Below are 19,020 nucleotides of genomic sequence, written 5' to 3'. Positions count from 1 at the left end.
CCGAAAAAAAACAAAAAAATGAAGATCAAATGTACCAAGTTTTGGGATCAATCCCAAAAGCGGCGATGTCATGTCCTGCTACTGGCAACGCTGCTGTTAGGGATGATGGCTTATCCCGCTGGCAGCAATGCCCAGTCCTACAGCCTCACAGAAAAAGTATCCCTGTCCCTTACCGCTACCAACGCTACCGCTGTATTGGAGGCACTCGACAAACAAACCAATTTCTCCTTTACCTGGTCCAAAGCAGCATTACGACAACTGTCCCTTCGAGCTGTTAGCTGGCAGCACATCACCCTGCACCAGGCGTTGGAAGAACTGAAAGAAAAATACCACATCGATTATCTGGTGGTAGGCGGCACCATTTCTTTTACGGTAACAACTCCACCTGCTCCGTCCACCAAAACCAGCGCCCCACAAGCTACCGGCGCCACCCTGAAAGGACGTATCGTGGATTTTGAAACCGCGCAGCCGCTGCCCGGCGCTTCGGTACAGCTGGAAAACACCCCGAAAGGCACGGCCACGGACGCCAAAGGATATTACGAGCTGAAAGACGTGCCGCCCGGGAAATACGCGCTGCTGGTCAGCTACATCGGCTATCAGCGCAACAGGCAGGCGGGCATCGATATTGTAGCCGGCAGGCCCAACACCTATGATGTGAAAATGCTGGCCGGAAAATCATTGGAAGGCGTTACGGTGACGGCTGGTCCCCACCGCGTGAAAGCCGTCACCTACTCCACCGATAAAGAGATCATCAGCGAAATACGCGGCGCTAACGCAGTGGTATCCGGTATCTCCAACGAACAAATCAGCAAGATGGCAGACCGCAACGCGGCGGAAATCGTAAAACGTATCCCGGGTATAACGGTAACGGACGAACGTTTTATTGTGGTCAGAGGCATGAACGCCCGGTACAACCAGACTTACCTGAATGGCAACCTGGCGCCGGGCACGGAACTGTACACCCATGCCTTTGCGCTGGACCTCCTGCCTGCGCCGGTCATCGACCGCATCCTGGTGTATAAGTCGCCCACACCCGATCTCTTCGGGGACGCCGCCGGCGGTTCCGTCAAGATATACACGAAAAATGCAAAACCGGTACGCCATTTTGATGTGGGCGTACAGAGCGGCTTCAGGACCACCACTACCTTTAAAGAAGGCGTCACCTATAAAGGCAGCAGCATGGACTGGCTGGGCTTTGACAACGGCATGCGCAGCAAAGCGATGAAAACGCTGCCGGCCTTTGCGGAGTCGTACGGTAAAACACCCGTATCGCAGCAGCAAATGATGCAGGCCTTCTCCCCTGACCTCCAGATCGGCCGCCAAAACATGCGCCCCGATTTTCAGGCTTTCATCAACTACTTCGATAACGCCCGGATCAGCAGCACTGCCCGCCTGTATAATTTCACGATGCTCAACTATACCAGCGAACGCCGCATACAGGAAGTATACCGGCAAACCGGCAACCTGTATTCCATGAGCTTCGGCGACTACGAGCTCACTACCGGCCAGAATAGAATGGCCACTGCCAGCCAGTCCATGGAAAAAGGCCGCGTCAATATCATGGAAAACCTGCTGCTGAAACTCAACAGCCGCCATACCGTTGAACTGAAAAACTTTTTCCTGAACGAAGGCAGCAAAAACACATCTGTCACCAACGCTCAGCTAAATCAGCTGCCGCAACAGGACAGCACGCAAAAACTACGTAACAGGGACCTGCTGGAGTCGTTCGAACAGCGCACCCTCTACTCCGGCAACCTAACGGGCACGCACCTACTGGGACCAGTTCAAAAACAGCAGGTGCAATGGAATATCGGTTACAACTACTATAAACAGCAGGTGCCCGACCAGCGTAATATCCGCTTCTTCGGTAAGCTGGGCGAAGGCGATCCGCTCGCCGCCCTGGGCAGCAACGGCACCGGTTACCGCGATGTATATCTGGGTATGATCAACCGGATATTCATCTGTAATCATGAAGAAAACTACCAGGCGTCACTGGACTACACCTACACGCTCCACCCGGCAGTAACGCTGAAAACCGGCGCCTATGGGCTGTTCAAGAACCGTCATGTGGACCGCCGCTTCTACCGGGTCAACAGAGCTGGGCTGGAAGGCGTGGAGCTGGGCGGTTATGATAACCTTGGTCCCGGTATATGGGACAACTACGGCTGGAGCGATCCTTCCCTGATCCGGTTCAGGGAAGCCGATTTAGGCAAAGTATGGACCGACGCGTATTTCAGGGCCGACGGCAAAGGCCTCGCCCTGTATGATGCCACACAACCTACTGATAGCTATATCGCCGACGAACGATATACCGCATTTTATGGCATGGGCGATGTGCACCTGTTGAACAGACAACTGAACATCGTAGGCGGCCTGCGCATGGAAAATGACCGGCAGCAGCTCTCCGCAGCCGTTGTGCAAAACGGCGCCTTCGTGCCGCTGATGGTTAAAAAGCCACTGACCGTGTGGCTACCTTCCGTCAATGCCACGTACACCTTTGCAGACTCCGCACTGGTGATACGCGGTGGCTATGGTAAAACCGTGAACCGGCCGGAGTTCCGGGAGATATCGCCCTTTCAGGACTATGACTTTATGAACGATGTGATGCTCACCGGTAATCCGAAGCTGGTCACTGCCCGGATAGACAATTACGATCTCCGTTTTGAATGGTATCCCCGTAACCATCCGGGGGAGATGATCAACGCCGGTGTATTCTACAAACACCTGAAAAATCCGATAGAGCAGGTACGTAATGATCAGTCGGGCGATGTCAACTTCATGCCCACCAACATCAGCTACTGGAATGCTGACAAGGCCGATGTTGTTGGCATAGAGGCCGAAGTCCGCAAGAGCCTCGCTTTTATTCCCGGTAAGTTTTTCCGCAACGTGTCTTTTATGCTGAACGGCGCCCTGATCAAGAGCCAGGCCACCAAAATGCCCATCGGCGACAGTGCACAGTACAGCTTTTACAGTGGATTTAAAAACCGGCAGTTACAGGGCCAGGCACCTTATGTGCTGAATACCGGCTTTTTTTATGAGAACTCCGGATGGGGACTGAAAGCCTCATTGACGTATAACGTTGCCGGCACTACGATTTACGCCGTGTCTACCGTATCTACCCAGGAAGCACATGGCAACGGCAAAGGGATCGGGGGCTCCCCTTCTTCGCAGGCATTTATCCGGCCCAACCTGATTGAGCTGCCGCGCCATCAGCTGGACTTCTCGCTTACGCAGCGGTTGTTAAAGTCGCTGAACGTAAGGCTCAATATTCAGAACCTGCTGGACCAGGCCACACGCCTCGCGGAAGATCATGACTACGACAGTAAATACACCGCAGAAAAGAATACCGGTATTGCCAAAGGCAGCGGTGGTGCTTTCGAAGGACCGCTGTACAAAGGGGATAATATTTTCAGGAGATATAACACCGGCCGGTATTTCCTGCTTTCGTTCACTTATTCATTTTAATGCTGGTTTTATGAAGATGTTTTACAAGTATATAGGACTGCTCTGCTTACTGCCGATGGCTTTCGCCTGTAAGAGGGTAGAAAAGAACGATGAATTGCTGCATACCATCTACTCCGTGATCACAGAGAGCAACTTATACAAAAATGACGGCTCTTTTATTTTCTATCAGTACACACCCGGCGGTAAGCCCCGCGTGGCCGGTGATACGCTGACCATCGCCGGTGTGCTGGGAGGCAGTAAGGCCGGCCGGCAAATACAGATCGGTGATAGTATCGTGCAGGCGTTCGGGTATGCGCAGTACCGGATATTCAATACCAGCACCGGCGACACCGTCTGGACAGACGTGGACTATCTGAAGTGCCGCATCCCACGCGGGATCACCGGTAATACAGTAGCCGTCACCGTTACCGTGAACGGCATACCGTTGAACGCACCTTCGCTGAAAATACAGCAGTTCACCGACATCCCCAGCGCTATGGACACGACGCTGATCGTAGAGAAAGTCGCTGAGTGGCTGCCCACTGATCTCGCCCAGTATAACACAGGCACCCAGTACACGCTGCCCACTCCTTTGTGGACGGATGGCACCGTCACCAATAATGGCAACATATGGTTTTACAATACAAAGGAAGGTATATTTCGTATCACCAATGGCGTTACACAATCCGTGCTACACAATGGTTCCACCATTACGCCTATCGCCGGCGCCGCTTTTAAGATTGTCAATATTCTGGGCTTTACCGTAGACATCGATGAAACGATGCTCTATTTCTCCGCTTCCACCACGGAACAAAATGCCGATACGGCGAAGTACTATATTACCCGTTTGTGCAGCATGAATCCGTTCTCCGGCGGCGTGGAAGTGCTGAACCGCTCCACTTTTATGCGGCCTGCCGCCAGTTATCAGAGAGCAGCAGACCTCATCACACCGCTGTATGACCCTACGTATAACTATCTGCCGGCAGAGGGCACCACAAAAGATGCAAAGATTGTCTTAAAGAATATGCACCTGATGCCGGACGGTACTTTGTTCGCCACCAACCATGCCTATAATACCATCACCACCCCGAAACATCCGCTGGCAGGCAATCCTAAATTCCCGCAATTCAGCGATCCGGCATACTATACACAAAGAGATTCCGCAGCAGCCCAGGCGTGGTATACAGGAGGAAATATCAGCGGTGGACTGAATAATTTTGTGCGTATACGGAATGGTGAAGTGAAGTCGCTCGCCAGGCCCGGCACCAATACGCCCGTGCCCTCGCTGGCGATCTTCTATTACCACAATCAGCAGATTAGTCCCGATGGCAAATACATCTATGCCGTCAATGCCTCCCAAAAAGTACTGACCATCACGTCGACAGACGATTTTGAAAACGAAACCATCGGTATGCCTGGTGCAGGCGATTTCAGTTTCTCTTCCATAGACACCTCGTCTCTTACCGGCTGGCATCAGCCGACCATCCAGTTGGATGAAGAACGCTTTACCACCGGTTATGTCCTTTCCAACAGGAATGGTGTTTTTTTCCCGGCCCAATTTGGCTACCAGGGCGTATCGATGCTGGGCATCAACTTCAGCCGGCATAACGCATACGCCTATGCCGGAACAGAAGCCGGACTGAAAATACCTTCCGCCAATGCTGCTACCCTTGGACAAACCAATACCACGGGGCTGGCTAAATGGGTGAACTTCTCCCCCGGCAGAAAACCCAGGACCGGCGGTCCGCTGTTCTTCATTGGGTTCGACAGAAGAAACAACCTTTATTTCGGTTCCTATAACTATAGCAACGTCCCGGGACAGGTTTATCAGTATCAACCTAACCTGCCCATGGAAATATTCCGCATCCGGAAACCTTAAAAAAACAGAACATGAAAAAGTGTTTATATGTGCTCTCCGCTGTGGCAGCCGTCCTGCTGGGTGCTTGTAGCAAAGAAAAATACGGTGACGGCGACGCGCACGGCAAAGTGAGTTTTTACAACGCGTCTTATACGCTGAATGCCTTTCTCGGCGCCAGCAGCAGCCAGCAGAAAGTGCTGCTGGCCCTTACGCCGGACGGTAAGCAGTCCGTTCCCATGGCCGGCAGCGCCACGCCGTATTTCAACGCCTGCACCGATTGCGGCAGCCGGTACGACTATCCCCGTGTAACGGCCAGGAATACTATTCCCTGGGTGTCGTTTGATTATTATACACCAGGGCCATATACTGTCAGGCTGTATTTAAACTCCATAGATTCCGCCATGCAGTATACTTTCCCGGTAAACGTAACGCAGGACCAGTCCTCTACCTATGCCCTGTCCGACAGTCTGGGTGCCTGGCATGTAACAGCCGTTAGGCATGAGGCCCCGGCGACAGCCGGTAATATCCGTTTGCGGTTGGTACAGCTTTGTCCCGATGCCGATTCCGTAAATCTGCGTATAGGTAACCGCTTGCTGACCGGCATGCAAAATTTGCCGTACGGTGCTGTTTCCCAAACAATAGATTATCCGCTGGCGGCCGACAGCACGCTGAAGCTACGCCTCTTTAATGCCCGGGATACACTGACGACGATAGCCCGTACCGATCTGCCTGCGTCACCCAGACAGTCCTATCTGCTCATTCTCAGAAATTATAGCAAGCCACATCAGTACACCGATAAGCAAGGCCGTACCGTCAGCATTATTGCCGCAGGTACACTGGATACACGTAAACTGGAATAAGATCGATGGACCCAAAAGCCTCCGGAAATCCCGGAGGCTTTTTATTTTTTCTTACCTTTGACCATATTAATAGCGCACGTTTTCTTCTTCCACGCAATCCCGCCGCAGCAGCTGACGAATCCCTGAAACAAGCCACCCATCAGCCCTCTCTCAATATCACCAAATTGTCAGGATCTTCCTGTTGTGTAGGATTATTCTGAAGTTATCAATAACTTACTATTGATCGACCGTTTATCTGCCCCTACGAAACCCAACATCTGATGAGATACCCAAACCCGTTATGCATTGCACTCAGTGCAGTTTCTCTTTTCTTTTTCTTCGCATGTAGCAAGTCATCACTCACCGACCCTCGGGAAACCGGACAAACCACGTTATCTACCAGCAAACAGGTCTCCACTGCTTCCACCACGCCCGTTGGTACCGTTATTTATACCAGCAATGGGTATAAACTGACGTTTACCAATAATGCCGGTGGATTTGATGACGCCACCCGTCAAAAATTCGTGGATATGTACTTTAGTATTTATCCCACATTGCTAAATCGATTTTATACCGGCGCTTCGAAGCAGGTGACCTTTGTTATCGATCCTAACTACAACGGCGTGGCCTATACGTCGGGCACCACCGTCACCTACAGCGCTGCCTGGATGGCCAACCATCCGCAGGACGTGGACGTACTCACCCATGAAGTGATGCATATCGTACAGGCATATACCGGTGGTACGCCCGGCTGGCTGACAGAAGGCATCGCAGACTATGTGCGCTATAAATATGGCGTCAACAACGGTCCTGCCGGCTGGTCACTCCCCGCCTGGTCTTCCTCCCAGTCCTATACAGATGCCTACCGCGTAACAGCGCGCTTCCTCGTATGGCTGGAACGGCACGTCAGGGCCTCCATTGTGGACGACCTGAATACGGCGCTGCGTAACAAAACCTATTCTGCCAATACATGGAATCAGCTGACCGGAAAATCAGTAGATCAGCTGTGGACAGACTACTCCAATAACCCGGCCTTATAATCTATTCAGGACATCATAACATTGCCGTTATTATTCTCTAATCAGGGAATGATGAACAGTCGATCAACTATTCAGGCAATGGTATGTACTACAGGTTACCGGCAGCCCTGTAAGGCATGGCCGGTAACCCTGCATAATCTTTACGACTGCGGTAGGGCCTGCGGGGCTGCTATAAGGCCCCTGGCAGTCAGCTCCTCCGCATTCAGTTGCAGGATATAATCACCGGTGATAACGCCATTGGCCAATAACAGGTGCCCATCCATGGTTCCGGCATACGGTGCATTGGATGCCAGCGAATACACTGCCTCCCCGAAAGTCCCGATAGATACCTGGGCTATACCCACCTCATTTCCGTCTTTGTCTACCAGTTGATGGGTACCCGGAACAAGTTTGTCGGCGCGTATCAGCTGCCCTGTACGCAGCAGCAACAACTGGTCTACACTGGTCACCATCTGGTTATTGTTGTTGAATAGAAGATGGGCCTGCCGCGGTTGGCCGCCACCTGATGGTTGGTACAAATCTACCAATACCGGTTCCCACACCGGCTTATCACCCTTCAGTGTGGCTGCATGCAACGGACTTCCGGGTTGCAGTTCCTGTACCGTCGCTTGTCCCTGTGGGATGGAGATTTGGGCATCTTTGTAGTAACACATAAGCATATATTTATTTGGTCAACAATAGGCTGTCCGTTGAATCGTTTCTGTCACCACGACTGAAAAATGGAGGGCATAAAGAGAGGAATAAAAAGATGCGTTTGAAGATACCTCCCGGTGGTTTTCTGTATCTGCGTTTCAGGCTATGGTTATTTTGAATACTGCTGCCGCATCGCGTTCGGAAAACGAATGTAAAATCTTTTTTTGAGTACATGCAGGAAAAAATCATCTCGCTACCTGCAGATCTTAAGCGGCGGTGGAACAAGGTTTCATCCGGGACCAGGCGCATCTTTGTGATCGCTAACAGGCCCTGCCGCGTTCTTCGATGAAGCATTAACAAACAGAAAATCCGCAGCTGACATCAGCTGCGGATTCTCATTATCATTTATACAACACGGTATTACATATCCTGCAACACGCACCAGCAGTCGTCAAAATTCTTTTTCTCCAGGTCCTGTTTTCTGATCCAGAAATATAAACGTCCCATATCAGCCCACATCATGCTGGCATCAGCTTCGTTACTATCCACCTGTAGCAATAACAACCAGTCTTTGGCGTCGGCCATCACGGCTGCATACTCCGGCTCGTCGAACTGCTTAAAGTTGCCGGTAAAATCTTTATGGGTAACAATCTGACAGAACTCCTCCATCTCTCCCTGCAATATATCAGCGTAGCCCAGTGTTTTATTGCTCTCCACCTCTCTCCATACTTTTTCTTTGTAGACATCTTTTTCTTCAGCACTCAGAAAAGATAAAGCTTTGCTCCGTCTGAACGGCATAGACACCTGTGTTTCACAGGTGAGCGAGCAGGCGCCAAACTGTGCACTCAGCGACGCAGGGAAATCAGGACATCTGAGCTCTTCCTGCGGGCCATCGAAATAGAGCACGCGGAACAGGTGCTTTTCTTCCATAGAATACCCGCCCATGGCCTGATTGGCATCGTAGAAGAAATAGAGATAGCCGGTGTCTGGAAGAACATGATAAGTATCAAAAGGCTTGATCTCCTGTAGATTCAGCTGTGCTATAAATGACAACGGATTACCCTGATTGTCGGCCGGCCAGGATATATGCTCCGGCAGGTCGGGCGTACCGCCTATTCTGGAGCCTCCTATAGGCACATCATTGTAGTCATGGATTTGGGTCAGATGATATCTGATGGTGTCTTTCATCAACTCCTCAAACCGGGGTTTGTGGTTGTCTAAATTGCTGGCGGTTAACGCGGCGTAAAATTCCTGTTTATTCATGGTACAGTATAAAAAGTAGGCTAAAGATAGATTCTTTTTATCAGGAATTTTACTCATTTGTTATTAAACAAATGACCTTATAACAAATCATCTTCTACCTGCTCCAATATAAAACTCCACCAGTTATTTTCGTGTATAGCTGTCACATCATGGTGTTCAAAGAATGCCTTCATCGCTTTGAATTCCTTCTCCTGATCAAATTTCTCTTTCCCCGGAGATGAGATAGGCATCGTCTTGTTCTTCAGTTGCTCCAGGCGTTGCAACATTTCCTCGCGGGTGTAGACGGCAACGGGCGTATCGTATGCCGCTCTGCGTTGCTGGTATTGCTGAAAATATTGCAGAAAGAGGAGGAACGCAGGCAGGCTGGTGTTAACAAAGGCGGGAGGTGTTTTCGTTTGTTCGTCAACGCTATAGACAGCGCCGGTTGTTTCTTCCAATGCTATCACCCGGACATGCTCCCATTCGTAACCAATTTGCCGGTAGGTTTTACCATCGATAAGCATGGCATTGAAGCTGCCTTCCAGGTGGATGCCCAATGCCCTGTCGCCCGGGCCTGCCGGCAGCCCGGTGGTGCGGAGCCATTCTATCGTAGCTTCGGGAAGCCGGGCATCCCTCAGTCGTGTATCCGTAAAGGTAATGGCGCCGTGCTGATATAGGTCTTTTAATTGTTCCTGATTGATCATGCAACAAAGATAAGAGGCGTGCCAGTGAAAAAAACGATCGTTTTGAGATTTACTGGCAGCACAGGCGGAAAACCGATCTCACATCGGTTTTCCAGGCATTACTTTTCCGGAGGAAACGCCTACAAATTCCAGCACTTTCACGGCATGCGAGCCATGGAGACCGCTCTCATCCCGCTCCTGCTGGAAAGCCCTGAAAGACGGCACATTCAGCACTTCCTGCTGGATCTTTTCATCCCGGTAGGCAGAGAAATGAGAAAAGGTGACTCCGTCATCCATCAGGGAAACATGGTACCAGAAGGCGGAATCGTCCATCTTTTGGAAATCGGCGAGGAAACGTTGTATGTTCTCTTTATTTTTCGCAACAAATGCTGGTTTTACGGTGTAGGTAACCTGTACGGTGATCATGTCCAAATACATTTAAAAGGTTTGAATTGAAGGCCCCTTCAGGACCATTTATACCTATACAACAACCGAAGTCTTACATTTTGGACAGGTAGAAAAAAATTTATTCCCAGCGATGCTCCGAACAAGAAAAAGACCATTATTTACATTATATTGGTTATATTTGTATTATGGCAAATATAGAAAAGAGGGTCGTAGTTATTCATTGGAAAAAGCGGCAAGACATCACCTTTGAAGTTTTTTCCAATCTCAAAAACCTGTGTCTGAGCTATCCTAAGTACAACTACAATACGCTGAACAACTACCTCGGCAAGGCAAAGACAGCTTACGAAAATGATGACGTTCGTATCGAACGTAAGAATATCTTTACGGAACCCAAAAATTCGCTAATGGGAACACGTCTTCCGGGACGAAGTATTGTTCCTGTCGTACATAAGGCAGCATTAAAGGACACAGATGAAAGCTTTGATAACCTGGCTTATTGGAGTGCGCAACCGCCTGTTAAACGTGTTGCTGCGGTGACTTTTATTATTTCTCAGTCCCTTCAGCCGGGAGAACGGCTCAACAAGAATATTGTTAATAGGAAAAAAATGAACTCATGATCCTGGCTCCAGACTTTGAAGATTTTATTAAACTACTGAACAAGCACAAGGTTGCCTATATGGTTGTAGGGGGATATGCACTTGCCTTTCATGGAAAACCACGCCATACCGGTGATTTGGATGTTTGGATAAAAATCTCCGACGACAATTCCAACAAGATGCTGAAAGTATTAAAGGAATTCGGAATGGGTGCTCTTGGATTTGAGAAAAAAGATTTTTTAAAACCTGGGTATATTACCCAAATTGGATATCCACCTCTGCGTATAGATATTCTCAATAACATTGATGGGATCGAATTTGATGAAGCTGGTAAAAACATGTTGCAGCTGGATGCCGAAGGTTTTAAGATTAATTATATTGGGCTGGACGATTTCCTGAAAAATAAAAAGGCATCTGGCAGAAGTCAGGATCTCGCAGATATTCAGGAACTTAAAAAAAGTAAAATAGCAAAACCGAAGAACAAAAAATCAAAGTGATTCCTTTGCAACGCGTTGCCTAACTCTTATCTCCTCCATTACATGACGAATTTTTTGTCCTGTTGAAACAGTCAAAACCTACTGGACTTTCTAAACTCCAGCGGTGAAACATTCGTTTTGGTCTTAAACAGTTTGGAAAATGACTGTGGATACTCAAACCCCAGCTCAAAGGCGATTTCATTGATGGTCAGATCGGTCATGGTCAGCCTTTCCTTTGCTTTTTCGATGACTTTCTCCTGGATATGCTGCTGGGTACTGTTGCCGGTAAGCGTTTTGAGCAGGCCGCTCAGATAGTTAGGGGAAATATTCAGTTGGGCGGATATATCCTTCACCGTGGGAACACCTTTCTCTTCCAGCACTTCCGGCATAAAAGCTTTTTCCAGCAACGCTTCCAGCTGGTCTACAATACAATGGTGGGTGATGGTACGGGTAATGAACTGCCGCTGATAAAAACGTTCCGCATATCCCAGCATGGTTTCGATCAGTGAAATAATAATACCCTGGCTGAATTTATCGATATTGGTACGGTACTCTTTCTCAATGTTCCTAAACAGGCCGCAGATGGTCTGCTCCTCCTCTTCCGACAGGAAGAGGGCTTCATTGACCGAATAATCGAAGAACTCGTATTGTTTGATCTTCAGGGCCAGCGGATGGTTCCAGAGGAAGTCCGGATGGAGCAGCAGCAGCCATCCGGTCTGGTTGATATCATCTTCGCGGCAGGTGTTGAAACTAAAGACCCGCCCCGGCGCCATAAAACTCATCACGCCTTTATCGAAATCATATTCCTGCTGCCCGTACTTCATTTTCAGGCACGACTGGGTGAACCGGCTCATGCTGATAAAATAGAAGTCGGTGGTCATCGTGATGTCTGCATTTCTGGACGGGTCCTTCAACTCAGCGATGTTGATCACGTTCATCAGCGGATGTTTCGTATCGGGCAGGCTTCTCAGCTGTGACAGCCCATGGATACCTTTTATTTTCAGGGGCGGATTTCCGGCCATAGTATTTAGTTTTGATGATACCAGGTAGCGTACTCCCTGGCAAAGTCCCTAAATCTTGTTTTTCCTAATACAGGTCTGTTAAGATAATAATCCTGCTGTGCTTTCCCATTATGAATGTTGTCCTGCATTTCCACCAATAACCCGGCCGCTTCAGGCGATACGCCGGTCGCCTCGAGGCCTTGTTTCACCTGTTCTCCCGGCAGCGCTATCCATTGAAGATCGGGTATGCCAACGGCTTCTCCGATAATCTGTGCCGCCTGTGTGCAGGTCAGTTCCTCGCTGGCCACATACTTCGCTTTCAGGCCCGGCACCGCCTCCGTATTGATCTCCTCCACGATGGCGGCGGCGATGTCTTCCGGGGCCACAAAAGCCACCAGGTCATCTCCTCCGTAATTGGACATGATCCTACCATGATGACGGATCATGTCTTTCAGGTGATAGAAGTTGGTGTAGAAAGGCCCTGGTCGTACAAAGGTAACGGACACTCCGTTCAGTGCCTCAAACTTTTTCTCCGGTTGTACGCTGTGCAGCAGATGCGCTATCCACCCGGTCAATACAATAACGCGTTGGATACCTGTTTGCCTGATGGCATGAATATAATTATCCATATTACGGTCCCATGCGCCCATGTCCCGCGACGTGAAATCCAGTGGGTTCATGCAATAAACAACATCTGCGCCGGTAAAGGCTTTGGTGAGAAATGACGTATCACTGATGCTGCCAATGGCCGGTTCTGCGCCCATCGCCTGTATGGTGGCCTGTTTGCCAGGGTCAGTACTGATGAGGGTCACCTGGTGTCCTTCCTTTACGAGCATTTCCGTGAGCGGTTTGCTGATATTTCCGAGCGAGCCGGTAAGTACGATTTTCATCTTTAAAAATTTTATGTGCCCAAAGGTGTCCCCGAATGCCGACCTAAAAGTGTTCAGATCTCAGAAGATTCTCGGAGAATCTATTTAATAAATAAAAGTTGTCTTTTGGGAAAACAGCCCTCTCTGCAAGTCCTGCAGCCAAAAAAGCGCTACCTTCGCCCCCGGAACCGTAATAAAAATGTCAGGCATATGCGTCCCTCCTACAGGACATATGTCGGCACCGCTTAAATATATACCCGGATTGCTATGCGTAATGCCTTCATTAAAAAAGTTGCATTAAAAACATTAAAAATTACTTCGATATCTTTGGCCGCCATTCTTGCGCTGCTATTCCTGCTTCCGATGTTGTTTCCGGATGCAGTGTCCAGCAAGATCAAGACCTGGGCCAACAGCAGTATCACCGGCGAGCTTAATTTTTCCAAAGCCCGGTTATCCTTCTTTAACCACTTTCCGTCTCTAACGCTCACCCTATACGATTTTAGTCTGAAGGGCGGAGCGCCTTTCCGGCAAGACACACTGGTGGCCGGCAATGAAGTATCCCTCGGCGTAAACCTGACCAGTGTTTTCTCCAATGCCATCACCATCGACGAGATATTTCTGACCAACGGGAAAATCCACATCATGGTGGATTCCAGCGGGCATCCGAACTATAACGTATACAAAGCCGCTCCCGCCGGCACCAGCAGCAAACCAGACAGCGGCAGCGCCTCCATGAAGATTGAGCGGATACAAATTGATCACTGTCACCTTATCTACGATGATCAGTCGCTCCCCATGTACGTGCAGGCCAAAGAGGTGAACTATGTGGGAAAAGGAGATCTTTCCAAAGCGGTCTTCGATCTCCACTCTAAAATCAACATCGGCTCCCTGGACTTCACCTATGACAACACTTCGTACATCTTATCCAAAAAATTAAACGGGGAACTGATCACCAAGATCAATACCAACTCCCTGGATTTTGTTTTTGAGAGAAATGACCTGAAAATAAATGAGCTGCCGGTAAGATTAAAAGGCGCTTTCGCTTTCCTGAAGAACGGCTACAAAATGGACTTCCGGCTTAGCTCCATGGAATCCGGCCTCCATGCGATTTTCGGCGCCCTGCCTCCTGAGTACCTCACCTGGATGCAGCATACCAACGTAGACGGCACCGCCGATGTAAACGCCAGTCTGATCGGTGAATACATCGCCGAAACCAACACCATGCCCACCCTCACTTTTAATATGCAGGTCCGCAATGGCGTTGTCACCAATCCGAAAGCGCCGGCGCCTATCAAAAACCTGTTCCTGAATTTCCAGTCGCGCCTCGCCCAGCTGAACACTGATAGTTTATATCTCAACGTAGACTCCATCTTCTTCAACATCGACAAAGACTATTTCAGTTCCGTGATACGGGTAAAAGGGTTGAAGACACCGGACGTCCATCTCAAATTAAATACAGACATCGATCTGGAAAAATGGAGCAAAGCCATGGGCTGGCAGTCTTTTGACATCAAAGGCCGCCTGCAGGCGCATATGCTGGCCGATGGCCCTTATGCCACCAGCATCGTCAACCGTGGCCCCAAACATCTTCCGGATACCGTCATCAGTAGTATTCCTTCTTTTGATCTCCAGGCGAGCTTCCGCGATGGCTACTTTAAATTTGCGTCCCTGCCGGAAGCGCTGAAAAATATCAGCTTCCAGGTGGCCGCCAACTGCCCGGACAACCACCTCGCACATACGCACTTTAATATCGATAATATCAATGCTAACCTGCTCAGCAACTATATCAAAGGTTACCTGCGCTTCAGCAATGCCCAGGCCCCTGTCATAGATGCGCAACTGGCTTCCGTGCTGCAACTGAGCGACGTCAAACAGTTCTGCCCCATGGACAGCCTCGATGTGACCGGCGCCTTGCATGTGGACATCCATACCAAAGGCAGCTATGTGCCGGCCAAAAGGTTGTTCCCCGTCACCACCGCCAAACTGACGATGGACAACGGCACCCTGCAGACAAAGTACTACCCCAGACCCATTCAGAAAATCAATGTAGACGCCACCGTCACCAATACCACCGGCACGCTCAGCTCTCTGAAAGTAGATGTGAAACCCATCGCCTTTGAATTCGAAGGCAATCCGTTTCTGCTGAAAGCCGATCTGAGCAACTTCGACAACCTGCGGTATAATATTACCTCCAATGGCATCATCGATCTGGGCGCTATCTATAAAGTATTTGCGTTGCAGGGATATGACCTGAAAGGCTATATACAGACCAACCTGGCCCTCAGCGGCACCCAGGCCGACGCGCTGGCCGGACGTTACGGCAAACTCAACAACCGGGGCAAAATGACGGTGAAGGATATCGTGTTGCAATCAGATATGTTCCCCCTGCCTTTTTATATCAGCAACGGCGTATTCCGGTTCGATCAGGATAAAATGTGGTTTGATACTTTTGTCGCCACCTACGGCAAATCGAAGCTCACCATGAACGGCTTTTTAAGCAACGTGATTGGTTATCTCACCGCCAAAAATCAGACACTGCACGGCAACTTCGATTTCAAAAGTAACTATGTGCTGGTGGATGAACTGATGAGCACCAACAGCCCGGCTGCCCCCACTGCTCCGGCTAAAAGCACCACGGCTTCCGGCGTCATCATGCTGCCTGCCAACCTGGCGCTGACGCTCAATGCGGCCGCCGACAGGATCCGCTTCAAAGGCATGAACATCGATAGCTTCCGCGGACAACTGGTGCTCGACAGCGGCAAAGTAGCGCTCAATAAAACCGGGTTCAATATTATCGGCGCTCCGGTAGAGATGGACGCCACCTATGCCTGTACACGGCCGCAGCGGGCTTCGTTCGACTATCACATCACCGCAAAGGAATTTGATATCCGCCGCGCCTATAACGAAATCAAAATTTTCCGCGACATGGCCAGTTCTGCTGCCAGCGCCAGCGGCATCGTAGGCCTCGACTATCGCCTCAGCGGTAAACTGGACGGCAATATGAACCCCGTCTACCCCTCGCTGAAAGGCGGCGGCGTACTGTCTGTCAAAAAGATCAAACTGAAAGGCTTCAAACTGATGAATGCTGTCAGCCAGTCCACCGGCAAATCAGACATCAAAGATCCGGACGTTTCCAAAGTGGACATCAAGTCCACCATCAGCAATAATATTATCACCATCGAAAGGACCAAACTGCGCGTAGCCGGCTTCCGTCCCCGTTTCGAAGGACAGGTAAGCATGGATGGCCGGTTAAACCTGAAAGGCCGACTGGGCCTGCCGCCATTCGGTATCCTGGGCATCCCCTTCAACGTTACCGGCACCCAGAGCAATCCTAAGGTAAAACTGCGCAGGGGTTCCGATAAAGATCAACTGGAAGAAACACCCGATACAGCAGAAGAATAGCATTCACCCATGTCACCTACATCTTAAAAAACTTTATTTCGAATGAACGAGCCATTAACAACATTGATCGGACAACTAAAGGCCAATGCCATCCAGTTTAAAGCGGTGATTGCATTTATTGACAGTCAGTATCATCATCAGCCAACAGCCTTTAAAAACGGGGATACGTATAATGAAGCCACACAAAACCAGGGTAGTGCCAGGGTTTTTGCGTTCGCTCAGTTACATCATCTTTCCAAAGAAGATACACTCTCTCTGTTTGCAGAACATTACCAGTCTGTATTAAATACGCCCAATGGAGAAGACCACCAGAATATCCGGCAGTTCATGGCACATGGATGGCCAGGCGTGGTATTTGAAGGAGAGGCACTGACGCCCATCCAGTCCTGATAACCTAACTTTTCAGCAAAGTTGTGACCTGCCGGGGTTTGCAACTTTGCTGGCTTCATGATAAACGTATCCCCTGAGGCAAAAATTTTTCTTATTTTGCTGCCATGATGCAGCCACATGTTCTCACCGCTCCACAGGCCAGAAAAATAATCCTTCACGCCGCAGGACTGGCACAGCCAGGCCAGTTCGGCAAAGGGATTGAAGCCGTTTACAAACTGATCGACCACCTCGGTTTTATCCAGATCGACACCAACTATGTGGTGGAGCGGGCGCATCACCACGCTATTGCTTCCCGTGTACCCGACTATAAACCGGAATGGATTGATGAGCTGATGGCAGATGGGAGCATCTTCGAATTCTTCACCTACGGCACCGGCTATATTCCGATGCATGAATTTCGTTTTTCACTGCCGGTGAAAGAAAGTTTTTTGTCCAGGAGAAAACCGCTGACACAACCGGAGATCAACCTGATGCACAAGGTGCTCGACAGAATTGGCCGCGAAGGCCCGCTGATGGTAAAGGATTTTGAGAACGACCGCCCGGTGGCCAGTTCAGGTTGGTGGGACTGGCGGCCGGCCAAGCTCGCACTCGAGCGATTATTTCTCGACGGCAGCCTGATGTGCACCCGGGAGAAAAACTTTCATAAAGTATATGACCTGCCTAAAAACCTGATTCCGGCAGACGTGGACACCACGATGCCTGGTCCGGAAGAATATGCCCGGTATGTTGTCCGGCGCTCCCTACAGGCGCTGGGCATCGCTTATGCCAAAGACATCGCCTGGCGTGCCAACTACGCAAAAGACAATCCGGTAAAAGCTACGCTGGAAAAAATGGTAGCGGAAGGTGAAGTGTGCCTCGTGAGCATCAAAGGACAAAACACCGCTCCCCTTTATATGTTGCCTCATTACAAAGACAAGAAAATAAAGCTGAGCGGTGATGCATTTATTCTTTCTCCCTTCGATACCTTAAACGTGCTCCGGCACCGTTTGAAAGACTTCTTTGATTTCGACTATCAGATAGAATGTTTTGTTCCCCAGGCGAAACGGAAGTACGGATACTTTTCATTGCCGGTGTTAGTCGGCGATACCTTTGTTGCCAGAATGGACGCTAAAGCTGATCGTAAACACCGTATCCTGACAGTCCATAATCTTCATATAGAACCGGTGGAACTTACACCGCCTGTGATCCGTAAGCTGGCAACGGCGATTAAAACATTCGCGCAATTCAATCAATGCCGGGAAGTCATCATCAAAAAATCCAATCATAAACAGCTGGTCAAAGCGGTTAAGGATGGACTTTGATTATTTGTTATAGATAGGACTTCTTTTCAGCATGTAATGCAAGGCATCGTGGTAGGACCCTTCATTATTTAAAAATGCCGTACGCCTGTTCGCGAATATTTTCTCATTCTGTTTATTGAAAACACTCAGGCTTACTTCATTCTCATACTGGTTCTCTACGGTAGTACTGTTGGAGTTATCATTCTGTCTTTTATTGCCTTCTACCTTGGTGGTACTGGAGCCGGAGGAGTTAACGCTTTCCTTTACACTGCGGGACAAGGTGCCCTGTAAAACAAATTCAGCGCCCAGTATTTTACAAAGTTCATCGTACGTATAGCCCTTAATGGTATTGATATCGATGCCTCTTTTGTACAACAGCGCGTTGGTGGTGTTAGGGTCCTGGAACTTGTACTGGCCATTCCGTTTGCTCAGGTACACATAGACATCGTTCTGCAACTTCTCTCCTTTTTCAATGACCTGCTGCACCGGTTCATTGACGGCGATGTATTTAAAAGGCAGGATGGCCACCAATCCTGCTTCAATAGGCCGGCCGCTCTCCATCGGTTCTCTGCTTCCATTAGCAACGGGAGCGCTGATCACCTCCACTCTTCCGCTGCTAAAAGTGATTTTACTGATGTCTGATTTTTTCAGTTCATATACCAGTGTTTCGCCGGTATGAATAAATTTAACGGTGTTTGTTTGCATTTCAGTGATCTTCCCATGTTTTTCCTCTCCGTTCAGCATCAGTACCACATCTTCTTTACTGCCTGAAGCTTTGCCGGTCTGTGCTTTTAAAAAAGAAAAACTACTCAGTACCATCCATAACACCGTCACTGAAAATTTCAACATTCTGATCATG

16 protein-coding genes are annotated in these 19,020 nt (G+C 49.4%); 9 read left to right on the top strand and 7 right to left on the bottom strand.

All coding sequences use genetic code 11. The features are described from left to right. Positions 1-18: 18 nt before the first annotated feature. From ICL55_RS03020 to ICL55_RS03005, 4 genes are all read left to right on the top strand, one after another. Positions 19-3,465 carry a TonB-dependent receptor gene (locus ICL55_RS03020; protein WP_188094558.1) on the top strand — a complete coding sequence of 1,149 codons (3,447 nt, stop codon included), beginning with the start codon at positions 19-21 and terminating at the stop codon, positions 3,463-3,465. A gap of 10 nt (positions 3,466-3,475) precedes the next feature. Further along, positions 3,476-5,323, top strand: coding sequence for a hypothetical protein (locus ICL55_RS03015; protein WP_188094557.1), 1,848 nt, complete (start codon positions 3,476-3,478; stop codon positions 5,321-5,323). An 11-nt stretch (positions 5,324-5,334) separates the two neighbouring features. After that, positions 5,335-6,162 (top strand): hypothetical protein, encoded by an 828-nt coding sequence (locus ICL55_RS03010; RefSeq protein WP_188094556.1) that lies wholly within the window; start codon positions 5,335-5,337, stop codon positions 6,160-6,162. 260 nt (positions 6,163-6,422) lie between these two features. Further along, entirely contained in the window at positions 6,423-7,181 is a 759-nt protein-coding gene (locus tag ICL55_RS03005) for a basic secretory protein-like protein (protein ID WP_188094555.1), read from the top strand. Positions 7,182-7,321: 140 nt separating this feature from the next. Here the strand turns inward: ICL55_RS03005 and ICL55_RS03000 are convergent, their stop codons facing one another. The 4 genes from ICL55_RS03000 to ICL55_RS02985 all read right to left on the bottom strand — a co-directional run bounded on the left by ICL55_RS03000 (position 7,322) and on the right by ICL55_RS02985 (position 10,165). After that, positions 7,322-7,834, bottom strand: coding sequence for a hypothetical protein (locus ICL55_RS03000; protein ID WP_188094554.1), 513 nt, complete (start codon positions 7,832-7,834; stop codon positions 7,322-7,324). A gap of 400 nt (positions 7,835-8,234) precedes the next feature. Then, positions 8,235-9,077, bottom strand: a complete 843-nt coding sequence (locus ICL55_RS02995) for a YwqG family protein (RefSeq protein ID WP_188094553.1) — start codon at positions 9,075-9,077, stop codon at positions 8,235-8,237. A gap of 77 nt (positions 9,078-9,154) precedes the next feature. Continuing rightward, positions 9,155-9,760, bottom strand: coding sequence for an SUKH-4 family immunity protein (locus ICL55_RS02990; RefSeq protein WP_188094552.1), 606 nt, complete (start codon positions 9,758-9,760; stop codon positions 9,155-9,157). Positions 9,761-9,838: 78 nt separating this feature from the next. Beyond that, complete coding sequence (locus ICL55_RS02985; protein WP_188094551.1) at positions 9,839-10,165, bottom strand: hypothetical protein; 327 nt, start codon at positions 10,163-10,165, stop codon at positions 9,839-9,841. Between the two features lie 167 nt (positions 10,166-10,332). Between ICL55_RS02985 and ICL55_RS02980 the strand changes: the two genes are divergently transcribed. Both ICL55_RS02980 and ICL55_RS02975 read left to right on the top strand, forming a co-directional pair. Next, the gene (locus ICL55_RS02980; RefSeq protein ID WP_188094550.1) at positions 10,333-10,764 is read left to right on the top strand and encodes a hypothetical protein; all 432 of its coding nucleotides are present in this window, start codon (positions 10,333-10,335) and stop codon (positions 10,762-10,764) included. Continuing rightward, positions 10,761-11,240: a nucleotidyltransferase gene (locus ICL55_RS02975; protein ID WP_188094549.1), complete on the top strand. Its 480-nt coding sequence runs from the start codon at positions 10,761-10,763 to the stop codon at positions 11,238-11,240. Before ICL55_RS02980 ends, ICL55_RS02975 begins: the two co-directional genes overlap by 4 nt. Positions 11,241-11,311: 71 nt before the next feature. Here ICL55_RS02975 and ICL55_RS02970 read toward each other — a convergent pair whose 3' ends face one another. Both ICL55_RS02970 and ICL55_RS02965 read right to left on the bottom strand, forming a co-directional pair. Next, a complete protein-coding gene (locus ICL55_RS02970; RefSeq protein WP_188094548.1) occupies positions 11,312-12,241 on the bottom strand; it encodes a helix-turn-helix domain-containing protein in 930 nt (309 codons plus the stop codon). Between the two features lie 5 nt (positions 12,242-12,246). Continuing rightward, a complete protein-coding gene (locus ICL55_RS02965) occupies positions 12,247-13,110 on the bottom strand; it encodes an NmrA family NAD(P)-binding protein (protein WP_188094547.1) in 864 nt (287 codons plus the stop codon). Positions 13,111-13,356: 246 nt separating this feature from the next. Between ICL55_RS02965 and ICL55_RS02960 the strand changes: the two genes are divergently transcribed. The 3 genes from ICL55_RS02960 to ICL55_RS02950 all read left to right on the top strand — a co-directional run bounded on the left by ICL55_RS02960 (position 13,357) and on the right by ICL55_RS02950 (position 18,182). Next, the gene (locus ICL55_RS02960) at positions 13,357-16,491 is read left to right on the top strand and encodes an AsmA family protein (RefSeq protein ID WP_484484286.1); all 3,135 of its coding nucleotides are present in this window, start codon (positions 13,357-13,359) and stop codon (positions 16,489-16,491) included. A 42-nt stretch (positions 16,492-16,533) separates the two neighbouring features. After that, the gene (locus ICL55_RS02955; protein ID WP_188094545.1) at positions 16,534-16,881 is read left to right on the top strand and encodes a HopJ type III effector protein; all 348 of its coding nucleotides are present in this window, start codon (positions 16,534-16,536) and stop codon (positions 16,879-16,881) included. Between the two features lie 104 nt (positions 16,882-16,985). Beyond that, positions 16,986-18,182, top strand: coding sequence for a winged helix-turn-helix domain-containing protein (locus ICL55_RS02950; RefSeq protein ID WP_246496143.1), 1,197 nt, complete (start codon positions 16,986-16,988; stop codon positions 18,180-18,182). Here the strand turns inward: ICL55_RS02950 and ICL55_RS02945 are convergent, their stop codons facing one another. Further along, positions 18,183-19,019, bottom strand: a complete 837-nt coding sequence (locus tag ICL55_RS02945; protein ID WP_188094544.1) for a hypothetical protein — start codon at positions 19,017-19,019, stop codon at positions 18,183-18,185. Position 19,020 lies beyond the last annotated feature (1 nt).

Origin of the sequence: Chitinophaga varians (assembly GCF_014529945.1) — a bacterium.
GTDB classification, from domain to species: Bacteria; Bacteroidota; Bacteroidia; order Chitinophagales; family Chitinophagaceae; genus Chitinophaga; species Chitinophaga varians.
The sequence above is the reverse complement of the archived record's forward strand: the minus strand, read 5'-3'. Positions and strand labels throughout refer to the sequence as shown.

Bases quoted from the DNA above. Each gene is read 5' to 3' on its own strand.
- ICL55_RS02985 (WP_188094551.1), bottom strand. From the start codon at position 10,165: ATGATCACCGTACAGGTTACCTACACCGTAAAACCAGCATTTGTTGCG.
- ICL55_RS03000 (WP_188094554.1), bottom strand. From the start codon at position 7,834: ATGTGTTACTACAAAGATGCCCAAATCTCCATCCCACAGGGACAAGCG.
- ICL55_RS02950 (WP_246496143.1), top strand. From the start codon at position 16,986: ATGATGCAGCCACATGTTCTCACCGCTCCACAGGCCAGAAAAATAATC.
- ICL55_RS03010 (WP_188094556.1), top strand. From the start codon at position 5,335: ATGAAAAAGTGTTTATATGTGCTCTCCGCTGTGGCAGCCGTCCTGCTG.
- ICL55_RS03020 (WP_188094558.1), top strand. From the start codon at position 19: ATGAAGATCAAATGTACCAAGTTTTGGGATCAATCCCAAAAGCGGCGA.
- ICL55_RS02965 (WP_188094547.1), bottom strand. From the start codon at position 13,110: ATGAAAATCGTACTTACCGGCTCGCTCGGAAATATCAGCAAACCGCTC.
- ICL55_RS02990 (WP_188094552.1), bottom strand. From the start codon at position 9,760: ATGATCAATCAGGAACAATTAAAAGACCTATATCAGCACGGCGCCATT.
- ICL55_RS02980 (WP_188094550.1), top strand. From the start codon at position 10,333: ATGGCAAATATAGAAAAGAGGGTCGTAGTTATTCATTGGAAAAAGCGG.
- ICL55_RS02945 (WP_188094544.1), bottom strand. From the start codon at position 19,019: ATGATCAGAATGTTGAAATTTTCAGTGACGGTGTTATGGATGGTACTG.
- ICL55_RS02955 (WP_188094545.1), top strand. From the start codon at position 16,534: ATGAACGAGCCATTAACAACATTGATCGGACAACTAAAGGCCAATGCC.
- ICL55_RS03015 (WP_188094557.1), top strand. From the start codon at position 3,476: ATGAAGATGTTTTACAAGTATATAGGACTGCTCTGCTTACTGCCGATG.
- ICL55_RS02960 (WP_484484286.1), top strand. From the start codon at position 13,357: ATGCGTAATGCCTTCATTAAAAAAGTTGCATTAAAAACATTAAAAATT.
- ICL55_RS03005 (WP_188094555.1), top strand. From the start codon at position 6,423: ATGAGATACCCAAACCCGTTATGCATTGCACTCAGTGCAGTTTCTCTT.
- ICL55_RS02970 (WP_188094548.1), bottom strand. From the start codon at position 12,241: ATGGCCGGAAATCCGCCCCTGAAAATAAAAGGTATCCATGGGCTGTCA.
- ICL55_RS02975 (WP_188094549.1), top strand. From the start codon at position 10,761: ATGATCCTGGCTCCAGACTTTGAAGATTTTATTAAACTACTGAACAAG.
- ICL55_RS02995 (WP_188094553.1), bottom strand. From the start codon at position 9,077: ATGAATAAACAGGAATTTTACGCCGCGTTAACCGCCAGCAATTTAGAC.